Origin of the sequence: Phenylobacterium sp. (assembly GCF_030645195.1) — a bacterium.
Taxonomy (GTDB): Bacteria; Pseudomonadota; Alphaproteobacteria; order Caulobacterales; family Caulobacteraceae; genus Phenylobacterium.
The window spans coordinates 1-17,250 of sequence record NZ_JAUSLW010000014.1; the positions used below are offsets into that span (position 1 = coordinate 1).

Consider the following 17,250-nt stretch of genomic DNA (forward strand, 5'->3'; position numbering starts at 1 on the left):
CTTCCGTTGTGGAGGCGGCGCTTTCGACGGCGGAAGCCCGGCGAAAACGATGGATCTCAATGCGGCGCGCGGGAGGCTCCCGCGCCTTTTACGTTCCGACTTGAGACCGCCGTCCGTGAAGAGGCGGGCAGATACGGGAAAACCGCTTGTTTCGCAAGCCTTTCCCGCCTGGCCCGGTCGCGTCTACTTCTTCTGCTTGGCCTTCCAGGCCTTCAGGGCGCCCAGGGTCTGGTTGACGTGGTCGTCGGCCTTCATGTTGTCGTAGGCCAGCAACACCGTCCCGTCGGGGGCGATGACGTAGGAGGTGCGGGCCGAGAGGTCCACGGGGGCCTTGATGCCGGCCACCTTCATGGGCGAGTCGTAGGCCTTGGCGATCTTGGCGCCCGGATCGGCGGCCACCGCGAACTTGCCGCCGCAGGTGGTGGTGTCGGCGGAGAATTCGGCCAGGCGTTCGACCTTGCCGGCGGTGACCCCGATCAGGGTCGCGCCCTGGGCCTTGAAGTCGGCGGCGGCCTCGGAGAACAGGTGGGCCTCGAGATTGCAGCCGCCGGTGAAGGCCGAGGGGAAGAAGTAGAGCACCACGGGACCCTTCTTGCGCGCGGCGGCCATGTCGAAGGTGAAGGGCTTGCCCGCCAGATAGGCCGGGGCGGTGAAATCGGGGGCCTTGGCGCCTACGGCGAGATCGGCGAGGGCGGGCGTGGCGGCGGTGACAGCGGCCAGGACGGCGAGGGCGATCAGGCGTTTCATGGGGTGTTCCTCCGGGGTTCGATGATCATACGAACTGGACGGCGCTTTGTCTTCGCAGCATAGGCAGACAATGACACCGCAGCTCCCCGCGCGCCCCGACCAGGTGCTGGCCGACGCCACCCTTCCCGAACTGCCCAACCACTACCGGGGCAAGGTGCGCGACACCTACGATCTGGGCGACGGGCGCATGGTGCTGATCTCCAGCGACCGGCTGTCGGCCTTCGACACGATCCTGGCGGTGATCCCCTACAAGGGCCAGGTCCTGACCCAGACCGCGCGGTTCTGGTTCGAGGCCACCCAGGACATCTGCCCCAACCACGTCCTGGCCTATCCCGACCCCAATGTGGTGGTGGGGACGCGGCTGGACATCCTGCCGGTGGAGATCGTGGTGCGCGGCTATCTGGCCGGGACCACCGGGACCTCGATCCTGACCCTCTACAAGAAGGGCGAGCGGGAGATGTACGGCCACAAGCTGCCCGACGGCCTGGCCGACAACCAGGTCCTGCCGACCCCGATCATCACGCCCACCTCCAAGGCCTTCGACGGCGGCCACGACGAGCCCCTGACGCCCTCGGAGATCGTCGAGCGGGGGCTGCTGAGCGCCCTGCAGTGGGAGACGCTGTCGAAATACGCGCTCGCGCTATTCGCCCGCGGCCAGGAGATGGCTGCGGCCCGGGGCCTGATCCTGGTGGACACCAAGTACGAGTTCGGCGTGGACAAGGACGGTACCATCATCCTGGCCGACGAGATCCACACCCCGGACTCCAGCCGCTACTGGTTCGCGCAGACCTATCCCGAGCGCTTCGCCAAGGGCGAGCGGCCCGAGAGCTTCGACAAGGACTTCGTGCGGTCCTGGGTGGCGGCCCGCTGCGACCCCTATACGGACCCGATCCCGGAGATTCCGGCGCAGATGATCGACGAGACGGCCAGGATCTATATCCGCGCCTTCGAGACCATCACCGGCCAGGCCTTCGAGGCGCCGGCCTCCGACACGCCGATCCTGGAGCGCATCCGGCGCAACCTCGCCAGCTACGTTCCGGCTTAGATTTTCTGGGCGGGGGTACGGGAACCGAGAGTCGCGCGCGCGCGGGGAATCCGTCATGGTCCCGCTCCATGCAAAACGAACCTTTTTTCAAAAGGGACGGTCAATATTACGTCCCGCAATCGTCCTGCCGCGGCCCCTGGAATCCTCAATCCCTGCACGGGCGTGTCATCGTCGGCCTGCTCGGCTTCGAGATCGAGGCCAAGCACGGCAGCCCTGATTTCATGCCGGCCCGCCTGACGGTGGACATGTACCGGTTGCCGAACTTCGATCCGATCGAGGTCAAGACCACGGTGATCCGGGACGGCAATCGCATCCGCGTCGTCGACGCCGAGTTCATCTCCGGCGGGGTCAGCATGGCGCGGGCCTCCGTGCAGTTCCTGAAGCGCACCGAGAACTCGCCGGGCGAGTCCTGGCATCGCCCCGACTGGGACGCGCCCCGGCCCGCCGATATCCCGGCCCCCACCGACGGACGCCAGGGCATGGGCGGCATGTGGGCCATGCGGCCGATCACCGGCGGCTTTGGCCAGCCGGGTCCCCGCAAGACCTGGATGAGCGAGGTCCGAGAGATGGTGGAGGGGGTTCCGCTGACGCCCTTCCAGCGGGTGTCGCTGGCGGCGGACTTCTCAAGCCCCTTCGCCAATTCCAGCACCGAGGGGCTGGGCTACATCAACTCCGACGTGACGGTCTATCTGCACCGCCTGCCGGCCACCGAGTGGATCGGGTTCGAGGTCGCCGATCACCACGCCACCGACGGCGTGGCGATCGGCGAATGCTGGCTCTATGACGAGCAGGGGCCGATCGGCCAGGCCTCCTGCGCGGCGCTCGCCCAGCGCCGGCTCAGCCCTGGGGCGCCACCGGCGCCGGCGAAGGCGTAGTCGCGGGGGTTGGCGCTGGCGTTGTGACAGGCGCCGGCGCGGTCGGTGCGGTCTCGACCGGCGGCGTCTCGACCTTCGGGACGGGCGCCGTCGTCCGGCGCGCGCTGAGGATCGGCACCGGGGGCTTCAGCATCTCGCCCTTCATGACCCCAACGCCGGCCGTGGGGGAGCGCGGCTTGACGAGGATCTTGCGGACCACGTCCATGCCCTCGACCACATAACCGAAGGCGGCGAAGCCCAGGTTGTCGCCCTTGGCCTTGGGGTTGGCGTCCAGATAGGTGTTGTCGCCCACGCAGATGAAGAAGTCCGAGGTGGCGCTGCCCGGCGCGAACCGGCCCATGGAGATGGCGCCGTCGGTGTGGGAGAGGCCGGTCTTGCTGGTGGGTTCGTGGGCGATGGGCTTCATCACCTTGGCCGGGTCGTTCTGCAGCCCGCCCTGGATCGAGCCGTAGTCGTCGGCGGTGTAGCCCTTGGGGCGCGAGGCCCGGTAGAAGGTCGCCCCGTCATAGCGCTTGGTGTCGGCATAGCGCAGGAAGTTGGCCGCCGTGATCGGCGCCTTGGCCTGTTCGAGGGCGAGGGTGATGGCGCCGACCGGGGTGGTGAGCTTCACATAGACGACGCCGGGCGCGGCGAGGGTGGGGGAGGCCGTGAGGGCCGCAGCCCCCGTGAGGAAGGTTCTGCGCCGCATGATCATCCGATCCGGCTCCCCATGCCGCCGTCCACCGGCAGGATCACCCCGGTGATGAAGTCGGCCTCGTCGGAAGCCAGGAACAGGGCCGCATAGGCGGTGTCCCAGGCGTCGCCCATTTTTCCTCCAAGCGGAACTCTTGCATTGCGGGCGGCGCGGACCGCCTCCTGCTCCTGGCCGCTGGCCTGGGCGATGCCGGCCACGGCCATGGGGGTGTCCATCAGGCCCGGCATGATGGCGTTGCAGCGGACGCCCTTGGCGGCGTTGGACTGGGCCACGCTGGTGGTCAGGCGGTTCACCGCGGCCTTGGAGACCTCGTAGGCCACCTGATTGCCCCCAGCGATCCCGGCCAGGGAGGAGATGTTGACGATGGCGCCGCCGCCCTGTTCGCGCATCACCGGGATAGCGGCCTTGATGGTCAGCCACATGCCCTTGAGGTTGACGCTCAGGATGCGGTCGAAGGCGGCCTCCTCGACCCGGTGGGCCGGGCCGTCGCCGCCGCCGATCCCGACATTGTTCACCAGGATGTCGATGCGCCCCAGGCGGGCCTTACCCGTCTGGATCATGGCGTCGCAGTCGGCCGCCGAGGTGACGTTGGCGGTGAAGGCCGTGGCCTTGCCGCCCTCGGCGACGATCATGGCGACGGTCTCCTCGGCGCGCTCGGCGACGCGATCGACGCAGAGCACCTGCGCGCCCTCGCGGGCGAAGAGGATGGCCATGGCCCGGCCGTTGCCGATGGTCTCGCCCGGGGTCTGGCCGGCGCCGACGATGATGGCGGTCTTGCCCTTCAGGCGGCCCGTCATGCTCAGAACCCCTTCAGGTCGGGGTCGAGGGTCTGGCCCTCGTCGAGCTGCACCCCGAAGGAGTTCAGGATCATCGAGACCTGGGTGTACTGGCCGGCGGTGAAGACCACGTCCATGCACTGCTTGTCGGTGAAGTGGGCCTTCAGGTTGGCCCAGGTGGCGTTGGTGATGAACTGGTCGTTGTGAAGCTCGTCGGAGGCCCGCAGCAGGGCGGCGTCGGCGGCGCTCCAGCCCGGGGCGTCGGCCCCGCCCTTGATGCGCTCGCACTCCTGCGCGGTGAGACCCTCGCGCTGGCCGATCGGCACGTGCTGGGTCCATTCGTAGCCGGCCTTGCAGAGATAGCCGATGCGCAGGACGACGATCTCCCGCTCGCGGCCGGGCAGGTCGTTGCGGCGCGACAGGACATAGTTGCCCCAGGCCAGGAAGCCCTTGGCCGCCTTGGGGGCGTTGACCATGGTGCGGAAGATGTTGAGCACACGCCCGGTGGCGACCATCGGCGCCAGGACCTCGGCCTGAGCCTCGTCCAGCCTATTCAGGTCGACCGGTTGGATCCGGGGTTGGGTCAGGCGCATGCAGGTTCCTCCGCGACGCCTTACGCAGCGTCATTGGAGATATCTTACCGGAGCGGCGGCGCGGCCTGTCAAACGAATGTTCGGCGACGGGCTGCTGCCCGGGACGGTTCGCTTAGCCGAAGTCGCCCGAGCGGATGACGAAGGGGATCATCTGCAGGAGCAGCAGGATGCCGAAGCCGATGATCAGGGCGCGGCCGAACCATTTGCGGCGGTTGGCGGCCTTGAGTTCCTCGGGCGTGGGATCGGGTTGGTCGGTCATGCGGCGCGGCCTATCACGCCCATGTCATCGCCCGCAACGTGGGCGTCTGCGGTTTATCTGGCCTATGTCGGCCATAAGGCGCATAAGGTCTGCGTCGATCTCTGCCGCGCAACGCTCTTAAGCCCTCTCGCTCAGCGCGCGGAACTTTCGAAGCCGACCCTCTCAGACCTCGATGGCCGCCGGGCTGTTCCGGCGCGCCTACGCACTTCTCGGAGGCTGTCATGGCGACCGGTACTGTCAAATGGTTCAATTCCACCAAGGGCTTCGGCTTCATCCAGCCGGCTGACGGCGGCAAGGACGTCTTCGTCCACATCTCCGCCGTCGAGCGCTCGGACCTCAATGGTCTGAACGAAGGCGACACGGTGTCCTACGAGCTGGAGCGCGATCAGCGTTCCGGCAAGGAAAGCGCCGTCAATCTGAAGTCCGCCTAAGACGAAAAGGGGCCGGCGCGATCCTCGCGCCGGCCCCGATCTTATTTACGCGGCGTTCGCGCTGACGGGAGCTGCTCATGGCCATGGCCGACCTGATCCCTACGCTCGACGATGAAGGCCTCGCCAATCTGCGGGCCAACGCCCAGCGGCTCGAAACCTCAAGCGTCGCCCGCCAGGCCGAGCAGGCCTCGGCCCTGCTGCCGCTGATCGACGCCGAACTGGCCGAGCGCCTGACCCGGGTCCCGCCCAAGGCGGCGCCCAAGGCCCGCGCCAAGAAGGCCGCCGTCCTCGTCGAGGACGCCGAAGAGGACGACGACGAGTCCTAGGCGCACCCCAGGATAGCGCGACGCCTAGGAACGCAACCTGGTCCCTGATTTCGCAGGGGAAAATTGTCGCACCCCCCTGAAGTTAAGCATTCAGCAAGCACGTCGCCCGCAATCGGGTAACATGTTCGAGAAGCCAACATCCGAGCGCGCGCCGCTTTCGAGTTTGCTCTTCACGACGCTGATCGCCGCCGCCAGCGTGATGGGCGCGACCCTGCTCGGCGCGCGCCCCCTCGACCTCCACGAAGCGGCCGGCGTGTTCCCGCCCTGGTGGGACCGTGAGGCCAGCCTGCTGGCGGCCTCCGACGCCGGCGCCGTCCTGGCGGTCGGGACCCTGCCCTTCATCGTCATCGTCCGCACCCCCGACGCCGACGCGCCCGCGCGGCTGCGGGCCGCTGGCGCCTTGTTTTCCATCGACCCCGGCCGGGTCGCCCCCTGTGCCGCCTAGGAGCCAAAATGTTCCAGTCCATTGAAGACCAGCGCCGGTTCGCCGACCGCTTGGTGGTGACCATGCTCTGGCTGCTGGTTCCGATCACCTTGGCCACGGCCGCCGTGCTCAAGGCGCCCTGGATCGGTTTTGGCCTGGCCTCGGCGGGCCTGGCCGGCGCCGTAACCGTCTTCTGGCGACTCAATCCGCAGGGTTCGGCCGTGCGAATGGCCGCCGCCGCCGCCTTGATGGGCTCTGTGTCCCTGTTGGTGGCCGCCTTCGCCGGCAAGCCCTGGCAGGTCGACATGCACATGGCCTATTTCGCAGCCCTGGCGGTGTTGATCGTCTCCTGCGACTGGCGGGCCATCGCCATCGGCGCCGGAGTGGTGGCGGTCCATCACCTGCTGCTGAGCTTCGTGGCGCCGGCCGTGGTCTTCCCCGGGGGCGGGGACCTGGGCCGCGTCGTCGTCCACGCCGTGATCCTGGTGGCCGAGGCCGCCGTGCTGATGTGGGCGACCTTCAATATCTCCAGCATGTTCGCCCGGTCGAGCGCCGCCCTGGCCGAGGCCGCCCAGGCTCGGCAGGTGGCCGAGGACTCCGTCCATCAGGTCGAGGCCGCCCGCCTGGCGGAGGGAGCCGCGGCGCGGGACCGTGAAGTTTATCAGAAGACCGTCGAGGACGAGGCCGTTGTGGTCGTCGATGGCCTCGCCGAGGGCCTGAAGCAGTTGTCCGAAGGCGACCTGACCGTCCGCATCAATCAGACTTTCCCGGCCAAGTACGAGACCTTGCGCACCGACTTCAACTCGGCCTCGGAGCGGCTGGAGCAAGCCCTGGCGGGCATGGTCGCCTCGGCCCAGATCATTCGCAACGGCGCCTCCGAGATCGCGTCGGCCGCCGACAACCTTTCGCGGCGCACCGAGCAGCAGGCCGCCGGGCTGGAGCAGACCGCCGCGGCGCTGGACGAGATCACCGTCACCGTGCGCAAGACCGCCAGCGGTGCGAAATCCGCGGCCGATGTCGTCCTCGCGGCGCGCGGCGACGCTCAGAACAGCGGCGATGTGGTGCAGCAGGCCGTCCTGGCCATGGGCGGTATCGAGACCTCCGCGCAACAGATCAGCCAGATCATCGGGGTGATCGACGAGATCGCCTTCCAGACCAACCTGCTGGCCCTGAACGCCGGGGTCGAGGCCGCCCGGGCCGGGGACGCCGGCAAGGGTTTCGCGGTGGTCGCCTCCGAGGTCCGGGCCTTGGCCCAGCGCTCGGCCGAAGCGGCCAAGGAGATCAAGGCCCTGATCAGCACTTCCACCGCCCAGGTGAGTTCGGGCGTCCAACTGGTTGGTCAGACCGGTGAGGCCCTGCAACGCATCGTCAGCCGTGTGGCCGAGATCGACGGGCTGGTGACCGAGATCGCCGCCAGCGCCCAGGAGCAAGCCGTGGGCCTGGCCGAGGTCAATACCGCGGTCAACCAGATGGATCAGATGACTCAGCAGAACGCGGCCATGGTTGAGCAATCCACCGCGGCGAGCCACGGAATGTCTTCGGAGGCTCAAACCCTGGCCGCCTCCGCCGCGCGCTTCCGCGTCGGCGCCGTGGCCGTCGAGGCGCGTCCCCGCCGTCAGGCGGCCTGACGCCTCAGGCTGCGAAGATCCAGTCGCCGGTGAGCGCGGTGGTCTGGACGCCCACCAGGACGATCTGACCGCCGCCGGCCATGGAGATGATGGCGTCGCCCCCGACCTGGGCCAGGGTCCAGGTCGTGCCCACATCCACCTGGATGCGGTCGCCCTCGGCGCGGCTGAAATCGGTGATCCGGTCGATTCCCGCCGCGCCCCAGGTGTGGAAGATGTCGGCACCGGCCCCGCCGCTGAGGGTGTCGTCGCCGAGATCGCCGGACATCCAGTCGTCGCCGGCCCCGCCCGACAGGCTGTCATTGGCCTGGCCGCCGCGCACCCAGTCGCGGCCGTCGCCGCCGTCCTGGGTGTCCGACCCCAGATTACCGTAGACCACGTCGTCGCCGGCCTCGCCGAGCAGCTGGTCGTCGGCCTGGCCGCCCACCACCCAGTCGGGACCATCGCCGCCGCGCAGGCTGTCGCTCCCCTGGTTGCCGTGCATGTCGTCGAAGCCGGCGCCGCCGATCAGGCTGTCGTCGCCCTCGGCGCCGCGCAGATAGTCGTTGGCCTCGCCGCCGTCGATGGTGTCGTTCCCCAGGCCGCCGAGGATCTGGTTGGTGGCGCTGTTGCCGTTGATCTGGTCGGCGCCCGAGCCTCCCAGGGCGTTCTCGATCGTGGCGCCCACGGCCACGGCGACATTGCCCACCAGGCCTCCGACATTGGAGAAGAAGCCCTGGCGCAGGTCGATCACCTGGTTCTGGCTGAAGCCCGAGAAGTCGAAGGTGTCGTTTCCGCCGGCGTCCCAGACGGCGAAGACCAGGCGCGAGCCCCCCGAGGTCGCCTCGAACCAGGGCCGGCCAGCGTTGGAGTTGAAGCCGTAGGTATTGTCCCCCAGCCGGGTGGCGGTGTTGACGCCGTACTCCAGCTGCGCCGCGGCGATGTCGTCCAGGAGGGGCGCGGCCGAATAGGTCCCACCGAAGCTGGCGCCGGTGTTGGTCTCGCTGAAGTAGCTCATCACCGTGTACTGGCGGCTGTCCTCGGCATATTCGGCGCTGGCGGCGTAGGTGGGCGATGTGGCGTCGCTGGCGTCGTAGTTGCTGGGGTGGCCCAGGCCGATGGCGTGGCCGATCTCATGGACCAGCACCGAGCCGCCAAAGTTCCCGACGGTGGGATTGGTGTTGTAGCCGAAGGTGATGTTGGTCCAGACGTCCCCCGATCTGGAGGAAAAGCTGGTGATGGCGGGGAAGAAGCTGAAGGCCGAGGCGCCCTCGACCCCTCCCGAATAGTTGGAGAACAGGATGCTGGCCGAATTGGAATAGGCCCCATCGCCGGACGATCCAGCGCCCACCCGGACGAAGCTGATATTGGCCACGTCCGACCAGCCGGACAGGGCCAGTTCGGCCTGGCGGATCTGGGTGGCGTTGAAGCGCGAGAAGCCGGTGGCGTCGTCGGGCATGGTGGCGGGCGCATCGGCCCGGAAGCCGTAGGTCACCGTGAAGCCGACCCCGAGCGCGCTGGACCAGCCCGGTTCGCCGCCCACCAGGCGGTTGGCGGCCTCGGCGACCGTGAAGCTCTGCTTGCTCCCCACCATGCCCCCGCGGGCGTCGGCGTTCAGATAGGATTGAGGGGAGGCGTCACTCTCCTGGGCGAAGGCACCGCCCATGGGATCGCCGGAAGAGGTCATGGCCATGGAACGCTCACCACACTACAAGCTCCCCAGCTCCGGACTCCCGTACGGGGCGGCGGCGGCCCCGGCAACCCGGAACACCGAATTGCGACGTTTTCCCGCAGGTTTCAAAGGCTTAGCTGTAGTTTCCTGTTATCTGCCGTTCATCTTCGCGGCTGATCTGGATCAAGTATCGGCGTCAATCGTTTCGGCATTCTAACCGGGATCGGAGGCGGCCATGGCGGCGGCGAAACTCGCGCTCTACCAGCAGATGCGGGACTTCGAGCGGACGGCCGAGCCGTCGGGGCGCGACGCCAAGGCGGTCAGGTCCAACCGGTTGCGATTCGTCATCCAGAAGCACGCCGCCACCCGCCTGCACTTCGACCTGCGGCTGGAGCACGACGGGGTGTTCAAGTCCTGGGCCGTGACCCGCGGGCCATCGCTGGATCCGCGCGACAAGCGCCTGGCCGTGGAGGTGGAGGACCATCCCTTGGACTATGGCGACTTCGAGGGCGCGATCCCCAAGGGCCAGTACGGCGGGGGCACGGTCCAGCTGTGGGACCGCGGCTACTGGGCCCCGGAGCCCGGGATGGAGGACATCGACAAGGCGCTGAAGACCGGCGAGCTGAAGTTCGTCATGGAGGGCGGGCGGCTGCACGGCTCCTGGGTGCTGGTGCGGCTGCGCCCCGACGCCAAGTCCAAGCGCAGCAACTGGCTGCTGATCAAGCACCGCGACGCGGCCGCCGTGGAGGGGGAGGGCGGGGCCCTGGCCGCCGAGGACCGCTCCATCGCCTCGGGCCGCACCATGGCGCAGATCGCGGCGGGGGAGGGCGAGTCCGCGAGCCCCTTCATGACCGCCAAGGGGACCCCGGCCGACGCGGTCTGGGAAACCCGTGAGAACGCCCATTCCACCGCCGCGGCCTCGCCCAAGGTGGGCCGCGCCGCGCCGAAGTCCGCCGCCAAGGCCAAGTCCCTCCGCGTCCTGCCGGCCTTCGTCGAACCCCAGCTCTGCAAGACCCTGGAGAAGCCGCCCCAGGGGCCGGGCTGGGTGCATGAGATCAAGTTCGACGGCTATCGCATGCAGTTGCGGGCAGCTGGCGGCGCGGCGACCCTGAAGACCCGCAAGGGCCTGGACTGGTCGGCCAAGTTCCCGGCCATCGTGGCGGCGGGCGCGGGCCTGCCCGACAGCGTGGTCGACGGCGAGGTGGTGGCGCTGGACCACACCGGCGCGCCGGACTTCGCGGCCCTGCAGGCGGCGATCTCCGAGGGCAAGACCGACGACCTGATCTGCTTCGTCTTTGATCGGATGATGGAGGGGGCGGAGGATCTGCGCGGCCTGCCGCTGACCGAACGCAAGGCGCGGCTGCAGGCCCTGACGGCCAAGGCGGCGCCCAATATCCGCTATGTCGACCATTTCGCCACCGCCGGCGACGCGGTGCTGCAGTCGGCCTGCCGCATGGACCTGGAGGGGATCATCTCCAAGCGGGCCGACGCGCCCTACCGCTCCGGCCGCAGCGAGACCTGGGCCAAGTCCAAGTGCCGACAGGGCCATGAGGTGGTGATCGGCGGCTGGACCACCAACGGCCACGCCTTCCGCTCGCTGATCGCCGGGGTCTATCGCGACGGCGAATTGGTCCATGTGGGCCGGATCGGCACGGGTTTCTCGCGTGACAAGGTCGATCGCCTGCTGCCGAGACTGAAGGCCCTGGAGACCGACAAGAGCCCCTTCAAGGGCAAGGGGGCGCCGAAGACGACCGCCGGGGTCCACTGGGTGAAGCCAGAGCTGGTGGCCGAGATCCAGTATGCCGGCTTCACCGGCGACGGCGCCATCCGCCAGGCCGCCTTCAAGGGCCTGCGGGAGGACAAGCCCGCCCAGGAGGTGGAGGCCGAGGTCCCGGCGCCGGCGGCGAGCGCCGAGCTGGCCGATCCAGCGCCCAAGGCGGCGGCCAAGACCGTATCGCCCCGCGGCTCGGTGGTGGTGATGGGGGTGACCCTCTCCCACCCCGACAAGGCGCTCTGGCCCCATGCCAATGACGGCGAGTCGGTGACCAAGCTGGACCTGGCCCGCTACTACGAGGCGGTGGCGGCGGCGGTCCTGCCGCACATCAAGGGCCGGCCCTGCTCGATCATCCGCATGCCGGACGGGATCGAGGGCGGCGAGCGGTTCTTCCAGCGGCACGCCTCGCGGGGCTCGTCGTCGCTGTTCACCGAGGTGCAGGTGGCCGGCGACCCCAAGCCCTATCTGCAGATCGACCGGCCCGAGGCCCTGATCGCCGCCGCCCAGATCGGGGCTGTGGAGCTGCACCCGTGGAACTGCGAGCCCTTCAAGCCGGAGGTCCCTGGCCGGCTGGTGTTCGACCTCGATCCCGGGCCGGACGTGGCCTTCGACGCGGTGGTGGAGGCGGCGCGCGAGGTCCGCGACCGGCTGGAGGACCTGGGCCTGGTGAGCTTCTGCAAGACCACGGGCGGCAAGGGCCTGCACGTGGTCACGCCACTCAAGGCGGGAAAGATCGACTGGCCCACCGCCAAGGCCTTCGCCCGCGATGTCTGCAAGGCCATGGCTGCCGACGCCCCGGACCGGTTCCTGATCAGCATGGCCAAGAAGGACCGCGGCGGGCGGATCTTCCTCGACTATCTGCGCAACGACCGCATGGCGACGGCCGTGGCGCCCTTCTCGCCGCGCGGCCGGGAGGGGGCGCCGGTCTCCATGCCGCTGACCTGGAGCCAGGTGAAGACGGGGCTGGACCCGGCCGCCTACACCATCCGCACCGTGCCGGCCCTACTGCCCAAGCTCACGGCCTGGGCCGACTACTTCGAGTCCGAGCGGCCCCTGGCGGCGGCGATAAAGCGGCTGGGGAAGGTCTAGCAAACACTCGTCATCCCGGCCGCAGCGCAGCGGAGAGCCGGGACCCAGGGGCAGTACGCACGGCCCCTGGGTCCCGGATCGGCCTGTCGGCCGTCCGGGATGACGCGTGGATTAGGCCCGCTTCTTGGTTGGCGCGTGTTTCGCGGCGGCCTTCTTGGCGGCGGGCTTGGTCGCCTTGGCCGCGCCCCTGTCGCCGGCCAGGCTGCGGCGCAGGGCCTCCATCAGGTCGATGACCTCTGCGCCCTGGGGCTCCTCGACGGTGACCTTGCGGCCGGCGCCCATTTCCTTCTCCTTGATCAGGGTGCGCAGGGCGTCCTCGTAGTGGTCCTTGAACTCGCGCGGATCGAAGTCGCCTTCCTGCCGCTCGATGATCTTGGCGGCGATGGCGATCATGTCCTTGTCGGCCTTGGCGGCCGGGATGTCCTCGAAGAAGTCCTCCGGCGCCTTGACCTCGTCGAAGGTGCGCAGGGTGTAGGCCACCAGGCCCTTGCCGCGCGGCTCCAGGGCCAGCATCCGTTCGCGCTGGTGCATGACCAGGCGGCCGAGCGCGATCTTGCCGGCCTTCTCCATGGCCTCGCGGATGACGGTGAAGGCTTCCACCGCCACCTTGCCGTCCGGGACCAGGAAATAGGGGTCGTTCCAGTAGAGGCGGTCAATCTCCTCGGCGTCGACAAACTTGTCGATGTCGATGGTGCGCGTGCTCTCCAGCCGGACGCTGTCGATCTCCTCGGGCGTGACCACCACGTAGCGGTCTTTCTCGATCTCGTAGCCCTTGACGATGTCGGACCGCTCCACCGGCCCGATCTCCGGATCGGTGGGAACCATGCGGATGCGATTGTGTGTCGTCTTGTGCAGCATGTTGAAGGATACGTCGCCGGTCCGGCTGGTGGCCGTGTAGAGCGCCACCGGACAGGAGACGAGCGAGAGACGCAGGTGTCCCTGCCAGGTTGGACGCGCCGTCATGTGACCCTCCGAGAAGTCCGAAGGGGTGAACGCGTCAGGCGGCGCTGTGTTGCCTAGGCGAGCGCCGCGGTGAAGAAGCCCACCACCTCGCGCCGCGCCGCCTCCGCCGCGGGTCTGTCGAATTCCATCAGCACCGGGCCGCCGGCGCCATTGTGGGCGAAGGGGTCGTTGATGGTCTGGGCCGGCAGGTCACGGTCGAAGCCGTGGGTGGCGCCCGGATAGGTGATGTTGCGCACCTGGGCGGTTCCCTGGGCGCTCAGGGCCGCCGCCAGCTTCGCCCCGGCGTCGGGATGATCGTAACTATCCGAGCCACCCGTCTGGATCAGGATGGGCGCGCCGGTGAGGCCCTCGAGCGCCATGCGCGGGTCGACGGCGTAGGCGTAGCAGACCGGATAGTGGGCGGCGTGGGCGGCGAAGCCCGGCAGGTCCCCGCGCAGCGGATCGGCCCGGCCCTTGGTGGCGCTGAGCAGGGTGACCACCCCGCCCCAGGAGAAGCCCAGGATGCCTATGCGGGCCGGATCGATCTCCGGCTGCTCCCCCAGGAGCTTCAGCGCGGAGAAGGCGTCGGGCAGGGTCTCCATGGGCGAACGCGGCCGGCCCGCCGCGCCACGTGACGTGCCCCGGGCCGCCCACATGTCGATCTCCAGGGTGGCGAGGCCGGCGGCGTTGAGCGCCCCGGCATAGTACTCGCCGCGCCCGTCGACCCCGTCGGAGCCGTGGCAGATCAGGACCGCGCCGACCGGCTCCATGGCCTCGCGCGGCGTACGCAACAGACCTGCCACCTGCAGGCCGGCGGAGGTGGGAAAGCTGACAAAGGAGGTTCTCAACGACCGGGCTCCACGAGGATCTTCACGTGGGACTCCGGGTCGCCGAGGGTCACGAAGGCCTGGGCGACCTCCGACAGGCCGACCTTGCCGGTGACCACCCCGCTGACGTCGATCACGCCCTCGGAAATCTGGTGTAGGGTCTGGGCGAACTCCTCCGGCGAATAGCCGAAGACGAAGGTCAGCTCGATCTCCTTGGTGATGGCGATGGCCGGTTCGATCTTGTCGGTCTCCATGCAGACGCCGGCGACGACGATCTGGCTGCCGGCGGGGGAGGCTTCGATCAGGTGCTGCAGGATGCCCGGCGAGCCGACGCATTCGAAGACCACCGGCTGGCCGAAGGTCTTGCCCATCATCCGGGCCATGTTCTGGGCCGCGCGGGCCGTGGGAACCCCGAAGGCTTCCCAGCGGGCGTGGGGGCTCTCGGTGGCCGGGTCGATCACCAGGTCGGCGCCCAGCATCTCGGCGGCGGCGCGGCGGCGCGGCGAGTAGTCGGCGGCGATAACCGGGCCGTGTCCCTTGGCCTTGAGGCCGGCGATCACCGCCAGGCCCACCGGGCCGCAGCCGATCACCAGGCTGACGCTGTCCCTGTCCAGGCGGGCCTTGGCCACGGCGTGGGCGCCGACGGCGAAGGGCTCGGTGAGGGCCGCCTGGTCGGTGGGCAGGCCGTTCTTCACCTCCAGCAGCATCATCTCTGACAGGATCATCCGCTCGGCGAAGCCGCCGGGCAGGGCGTTGGAATAGCCCAGCAACTCCACACCGGTCCCGGTGAGGGTGGCCGGCACGCTGACCACGCGGGTCCCGGCCTTCAGGGCGCCGGTGGTTCCGGGGCCGTGCTCCAGGATCTCGGCGCAGAACTCGTGGCCGAAGACGGTGTCGGCGGAGGGGTTGAACCCACCGCCCATGGCGTCGCCGCCGCCGCTGGCGCGCCGCGAGGTCTCGATCATGTGTTCCATGTGGTGCAGGGCGTGCAGGTCCGACCCGCAGATGCCGCAGGCGAGCGTCTTGACCAGGACCTGGCCGGCGCCGGGCGTCAGCTCGGGGATTTCATCGCAGACCAGCTGCTTGTTACGGCGGATGACGGCGCGCATGGAGGCCTCCCGGGTGTTTTCGCCAGCTTGCGGGCGGACCGCCCGGAATTCCAGCCTGTCGTGGCGGAATGCGGCCTGCCTTGCCCGGCGGGGCGCAATCCCCTAACCCTCCGCCCTTGAATCGAAGTGGCGCCAACGCGCGCCGAAGGGAGCCCCAGATGAGCCTCGCCTTTCTCTTTCCCGGCCAGGGCAGCCAGGCCGTCGGCATGGGCGCCGACCTGGCCGAAGCCTTCGCCAGCGCGCGCGAAGTGTTCCAGGAAGTCGACGACGCCCTTGGCCAGAAGCTGTTCAAGCTGATGAAGGAGGGGCCGGAAGACCAGCTCACCCTCACCGAGAACGCCCAGCCGGCCCTGATGGCCGTCAGCCTGGCGGTGAGCCGGACCCTGGAAAAGGAATTCAAGATCGGCATCGACAAGGCCGCCTTCGTGGCCGGCCATTCCCTGGGCGAATACTCCGCCCTGGCCGCCGCCGGCGCCATCAGCCTGGCCGACACCGCGCGCCTCCTGAAGCTGCGCGGCCAGGCCATGCAACGGGCCGTGCCGGTGGGCGAGGGGGCCATGGCCTCCCTGATCGGCCCCAAGAGCGACGTGGCGCTCGCCGAGGAAGCCGCCAAGGCGGGCTCGGCCTTCGGGGTCTGCGTCGTGGCCAACGACAACAACAACGGCAATGTCGTCATCTCCGGCGCCAAGGCCGCCGTCGACGCCGCCATCGAGAAGGCCAAGGAGCTGGGCGCCCGCGCCATCCCGCTGAACGTCTCGGCGCCCTTCCATTGCCCCCTGATGCAGCCCGCAGCCGACGAGATGGCCAAGGCGCTCGGGTCCGCGACGATCCTGGCGCCCCGCGCGCCGCTGGTGGCCAATGTCACCGCCCGGCCGACCCTCGATCCCGAGGAGATCCGCCGGCTGCTGGTGGAGCAGGTAACCGGCCGCGTCCGCTGGCGCGAGAGCATGATCTGGCTGGTGGAGGAGGGCGGGGTGACCCGCTTCGCCGAGGCCGGGTCGGGCAAGGTCCTGTCGGGCATGGCCAAGCGCATCGCGCCGGACGCCGAAGCCACTCCGCTCAACACTCCCGCAGACCTCGAAGCCTTCGCGAGCAGCCTCTGATGTTCGATCTCACCGGAAAGACCGCCCTCGTCACCGGGGCCACGGGCGGCATCGGCGCCCATATCGCCCGCGCCATGCACGCCCAGGGCGCCCATGTGGTGCTGTCGGGGACCCGCGAGGCCGTGCTGGCCGAACTGGCCGCCGAGCTGGGCGAGCGCACCTCGATCGCCGCGGCCAACCTGGCCGACGCCGAATCGGTGGACGGCCTGATCGCCAAGGCCGAGGAGGTCTCCGGCCATCCGCTGGACATCCTGGTGGCCAACGCCGGCATCACCAAGGACGGCCTGTTGATGCGCATGAAGGACGAGGACTGGGAGTCCGTCCTGAAGATCAATCTGGAGAGCTATTTCCGCCTCAGCCGGGCGGCCATGCGCGGGATGATGAAGCGCCGCGCCGGCCGGATCATCGGAATCACCTCGGTGGTGGGGGTGATGGGCAACCCTGGCCAGGCCAATTACGCGGCCTCCAAGGCCGGAATGATCGGGTTCTCCAAGGCCCTGGCCCAGGAAGTCGCCACCCGCGGGATCACCGTCAACTGCGTGGCTCCGGGCTTCATCGAGAGCCCCATGACCGACGCCCTGAACGAGGCCCAGAAGGCCCAGATCCTGGCCACCATCCCCGCCGGCCGGCTGGGCGTCGGGAGCGATGTGGCGGCGGCCTGCGTTTATCTGGCCAGCGACGAAGCCGCCTACATGACGGGGCAGACCCTGCATGTGAACGGCGGCATGGCGATGATCTGAACTGTTGGCCTAGGCCAAGCGAACATGCTACGGCCACGCCCGAAGCGGTTGGGCGAAGGCCGAAATCGAAGCTCCGTTACGGTTGACAACATGTCGGCGGTCACGGATGGATCAAGTGACTAATTGAGGAACTAAACCTGATGTCCGACATCCTCGAGCGCGTGCGTAAGATCGTCATCGAACACCTCGACGCCGATCCGGAGAAGGTCACCGAGAAGGC

Annotated in this window: 18 protein-coding genes and 2 pseudogenes; 11 read left to right on the top strand and 9 right to left on the bottom strand. The window is 68.9% G+C overall.

Annotated features, from left to right (window positions below):
- Nucleotides 1–183 precede the first annotated feature (183 nt).
- Complete coding sequence (locus Q7T09_RS01125; RefSeq protein WP_304697125.1) at nt 184–747, bottom strand: peroxiredoxin; 564 nt, start codon at nt 745–747, stop codon at nt 184–186.
- Between the two features lie 70 nt (nt 748–817).
- Between Q7T09_RS01125 and Q7T09_RS01130 the strand changes: the two genes are divergently transcribed.
- On the top strand, nt 818–1,792 hold the full coding sequence (locus Q7T09_RS01130; RefSeq protein WP_304697126.1) for a phosphoribosylaminoimidazolesuccinocarboxamide synthase: 975 nt from the start codon (nt 818–820) through the stop codon (nt 1,790–1,792).
- Nucleotides 1,793–1,860: 68 nt separating this feature from the next.
- Nucleotides 1,861–2,667 (top strand): thioesterase family protein, encoded by an 807-nt coding sequence (locus tag Q7T09_RS01135; protein WP_304697127.1) that lies wholly within the window; start codon nt 1,861–1,863, stop codon nt 2,665–2,667.
- Here the strand turns inward: Q7T09_RS01135 and Q7T09_RS01140 are convergent.
- From Q7T09_RS01140 to Q7T09_RS01155, 4 genes are all read right to left on the bottom strand, one after another.
- Complete coding sequence (locus tag Q7T09_RS01140) at nt 2,630–3,355, bottom strand: peptidylprolyl isomerase (RefSeq protein WP_304697128.1); 726 nt, start codon at nt 3,353–3,355, stop codon at nt 2,630–2,632. The two genes, Q7T09_RS01135 and Q7T09_RS01140, sit on opposite strands and share 38 nt — an antisense overlap.
- Before the next feature lie 2 nt (nt 3,356–3,357).
- Entirely contained in the window at nt 3,358–4,158 is an 801-nt protein-coding gene (locus tag Q7T09_RS01145) for an SDR family NAD(P)-dependent oxidoreductase (RefSeq protein ID WP_304697129.1), read from the bottom strand.
- A 2-nt stretch (nt 4,159–4,160) separates the two neighbouring features.
- Nucleotides 4,161–4,730, bottom strand: coding sequence for a carboxymuconolactone decarboxylase family protein (locus tag Q7T09_RS01150; RefSeq protein WP_304697130.1), 570 nt, complete (start codon nt 4,728–4,730; stop codon nt 4,161–4,163).
- A 112-nt stretch (nt 4,731–4,842) separates the two neighbouring features.
- Complete coding sequence (locus Q7T09_RS01155; RefSeq protein WP_304697131.1) at nt 4,843–4,989, bottom strand: hypothetical protein; 147 nt, start codon at nt 4,987–4,989, stop codon at nt 4,843–4,845.
- Nucleotides 4,990–5,210: 221 nt separating this feature from the next.
- Between Q7T09_RS01155 and Q7T09_RS01160 the strand changes: the two genes are divergently transcribed.
- From Q7T09_RS01160 to Q7T09_RS01175, 4 genes are all read left to right on the top strand, one after another.
- Nucleotides 5,211–5,420 carry a cold-shock protein gene (locus Q7T09_RS01160; protein WP_304697132.1) on the top strand — a complete coding sequence of 70 codons (210 nt, stop codon included), beginning with the start codon at nt 5,211–5,213 and terminating at the stop codon, nt 5,418–5,420.
- A gap of 77 nt (nt 5,421–5,497) precedes the next feature.
- Nucleotides 5,498–5,746: a hypothetical protein gene (locus tag Q7T09_RS01165; RefSeq protein WP_304697133.1), complete on the top strand. Its 249-nt coding sequence runs from the start codon at nt 5,498–5,500 to the stop codon at nt 5,744–5,746.
- Nucleotides 5,747–5,867: 121 nt separating this feature from the next.
- Nucleotides 5,868–6,191, top strand: a complete 324-nt coding sequence (locus Q7T09_RS01170) for a hypothetical protein (protein WP_304697134.1) — start codon at nt 5,868–5,870, stop codon at nt 6,189–6,191.
- An 8-nt stretch (nt 6,192–6,199) separates the two neighbouring features.
- Nucleotides 6,200–7,798 carry a methyl-accepting chemotaxis protein gene (locus Q7T09_RS01175; protein WP_304697135.1) on the top strand — a complete coding sequence of 533 codons (1,599 nt, stop codon included), beginning with the start codon at nt 6,200–6,202 and terminating at the stop codon, nt 7,796–7,798.
- 4 nt (nt 7,799–7,802) lie between these two features.
- On the opposite strand, the gene Q7T09_RS01180 is transcribed toward Q7T09_RS01175, so the two are convergent.
- Nucleotides 7,803–9,467, bottom strand: coding sequence for a M10 family metallopeptidase C-terminal domain-containing protein (locus tag Q7T09_RS01180; protein ID WP_304697136.1), 1,665 nt, complete (start codon nt 9,465–9,467; stop codon nt 7,803–7,805).
- Between the two features lie 214 nt (nt 9,468–9,681).
- Here Q7T09_RS01180 and ligD point away from each other — a divergent pair, with 214 nt between their 5' ends.
- Both ligD and Q7T09_RS20450 read left to right on the top strand, forming a co-directional pair.
- Complete coding sequence (ligD, locus tag Q7T09_RS01185; RefSeq protein ID WP_304697137.1) at nt 9,682–12,309, top strand: DNA ligase D; 2,628 nt, start codon at nt 9,682–9,684, stop codon at nt 12,307–12,309.
- 11 nt (nt 12,310–12,320) lie between these two features.
- A pseudogene (locus Q7T09_RS20450) lies at nt 12,321–12,399 on the top strand (hypothetical protein); the annotation flags it as partial.
- A gap of 21 nt (nt 12,400–12,420) precedes the next feature.
- Here the strand turns inward: Q7T09_RS20450 and Q7T09_RS01190 are convergent.
- Genes Q7T09_RS01190 through Q7T09_RS01200 form a run of 3 tightly spaced genes read right to left on the bottom strand, consistent with a single transcriptional unit; the run spans nt 12,421 to nt 15,187 of the window.
- The gene (locus Q7T09_RS01190) at nt 12,421–13,272 is read right to left on the bottom strand and encodes a Ku protein (RefSeq protein WP_304697138.1); all 852 of its coding nucleotides are present in this window, start codon (nt 13,270–13,272) and stop codon (nt 12,421–12,423) included.
- A 53-nt stretch (nt 13,273–13,325) separates the two neighbouring features.
- A complete protein-coding gene (locus Q7T09_RS01195) occupies nt 13,326–14,099 on the bottom strand; it encodes a dienelactone hydrolase family protein (protein WP_304697139.1) in 774 nt (257 codons plus the stop codon).
- The gene (locus Q7T09_RS01200) at nt 14,096–15,187 is read right to left on the bottom strand and encodes a zinc-binding dehydrogenase (protein ID WP_304697140.1); all 1,092 of its coding nucleotides are present in this window, start codon (nt 15,185–15,187) and stop codon (nt 14,096–14,098) included. The genes Q7T09_RS01195 and Q7T09_RS01200 overlap by 4 nt, the downstream gene beginning before the upstream one ends.
- Before the next feature lie 158 nt (nt 15,188–15,345).
- On the opposite strand from Q7T09_RS01200, the gene fabD reads away from it, so the two are divergent.
- The 3 genes and pseudogenes from fabD to Q7T09_RS01215 form a co-directional block, all read left to right on the top strand.
- On the top strand, nt 15,346–16,290 hold the full coding sequence (gene fabD / locus Q7T09_RS01205) for an ACP S-malonyltransferase (RefSeq protein WP_304697141.1): 945 nt from the start codon (nt 15,346–15,348) through the stop codon (nt 16,288–16,290).
- Nucleotides 16,290–17,030 carry a 3-oxoacyl-[acyl-carrier-protein] reductase gene (fabG, locus tag Q7T09_RS01210; protein WP_304697142.1) on the top strand — a complete coding sequence of 247 codons (741 nt, stop codon included), beginning with the start codon at nt 16,290–16,292 and terminating at the stop codon, nt 17,028–17,030. Before fabD ends, fabG begins: the two co-directional genes overlap by 1 nt.
- Before the next feature lie 140 nt (nt 17,031–17,170).
- Nucleotides 17,171–17,250 (top strand): annotated as a pseudogene (locus Q7T09_RS01215) (acyl carrier protein); the annotation flags it as partial.

Coding starts and splice junctions, on each gene's coding strand:
- Q7T09_RS01190 (WP_304697138.1), bottom strand. CDS start 13,272: ATGACGGCGCGTCCAACCTGGCAGGGACACCTGCGTCTCTCGCTCGTC.
- Q7T09_RS01125 (WP_304697125.1), bottom strand. CDS start 747: ATGAAACGCCTGATCGCCCTCGCCGTCCTGGCCGCTGTCACCGCCGCC.
- Q7T09_RS01170 (WP_304697134.1), top strand. CDS start 5,868: ATGTTCGAGAAGCCAACATCCGAGCGCGCGCCGCTTTCGAGTTTGCTC.
- Q7T09_RS01150 (WP_304697130.1), bottom strand. CDS start 4,730: ATGCGCCTGACCCAACCCCGGATCCAACCGGTCGACCTGAATAGGCTG.
- Q7T09_RS01160 (WP_304697132.1), top strand. CDS start 5,211: ATGGCGACCGGTACTGTCAAATGGTTCAATTCCACCAAGGGCTTCGGC.
- fabG (WP_304697142.1), top strand. CDS start 16,290: ATGTTCGATCTCACCGGAAAGACCGCCCTCGTCACCGGGGCCACGGGC.
- Q7T09_RS01165 (WP_304697133.1), top strand. CDS start 5,498: ATGGCCATGGCCGACCTGATCCCTACGCTCGACGATGAAGGCCTCGCC.
- ligD (WP_304697137.1), top strand. CDS start 9,682: ATGGCGGCGGCGAAACTCGCGCTCTACCAGCAGATGCGGGACTTCGAG.
- fabD (WP_304697141.1), top strand. CDS start 15,346: ATGAGCCTCGCCTTTCTCTTTCCCGGCCAGGGCAGCCAGGCCGTCGGC.
- Q7T09_RS01175 (WP_304697135.1), top strand. CDS start 6,200: ATGTTCCAGTCCATTGAAGACCAGCGCCGGTTCGCCGACCGCTTGGTG.
- Q7T09_RS01180 (WP_304697136.1), bottom strand. CDS start 9,467: ATGGCCATGACCTCTTCCGGCGATCCCATGGGCGGTGCCTTCGCCCAG.
- Q7T09_RS01155 (WP_304697131.1), bottom strand. CDS start 4,989: ATGACCGACCAACCCGATCCCACGCCCGAGGAACTCAAGGCCGCCAAC.
- Q7T09_RS01130 (WP_304697126.1), top strand. CDS start 818: ATGACACCGCAGCTCCCCGCGCGCCCCGACCAGGTGCTGGCCGACGCC.
- Q7T09_RS01135 (WP_304697127.1), top strand. CDS start 1,861: ATGCAAAACGAACCTTTTTTCAAAAGGGACGGTCAATATTACGTCCCG.
- Q7T09_RS01145 (WP_304697129.1), bottom strand. CDS start 4,158: ATGACGGGCCGCCTGAAGGGCAAGACCGCCATCATCGTCGGCGCCGGC.
- Q7T09_RS01140 (WP_304697128.1), bottom strand. CDS start 3,355: ATGCGGCGCAGAACCTTCCTCACGGGGGCTGCGGCCCTCACGGCCTCC.
- Q7T09_RS01200 (WP_304697140.1), bottom strand. CDS start 15,187: ATGCGCGCCGTCATCCGCCGTAACAAGCAGCTGGTCTGCGATGAAATC.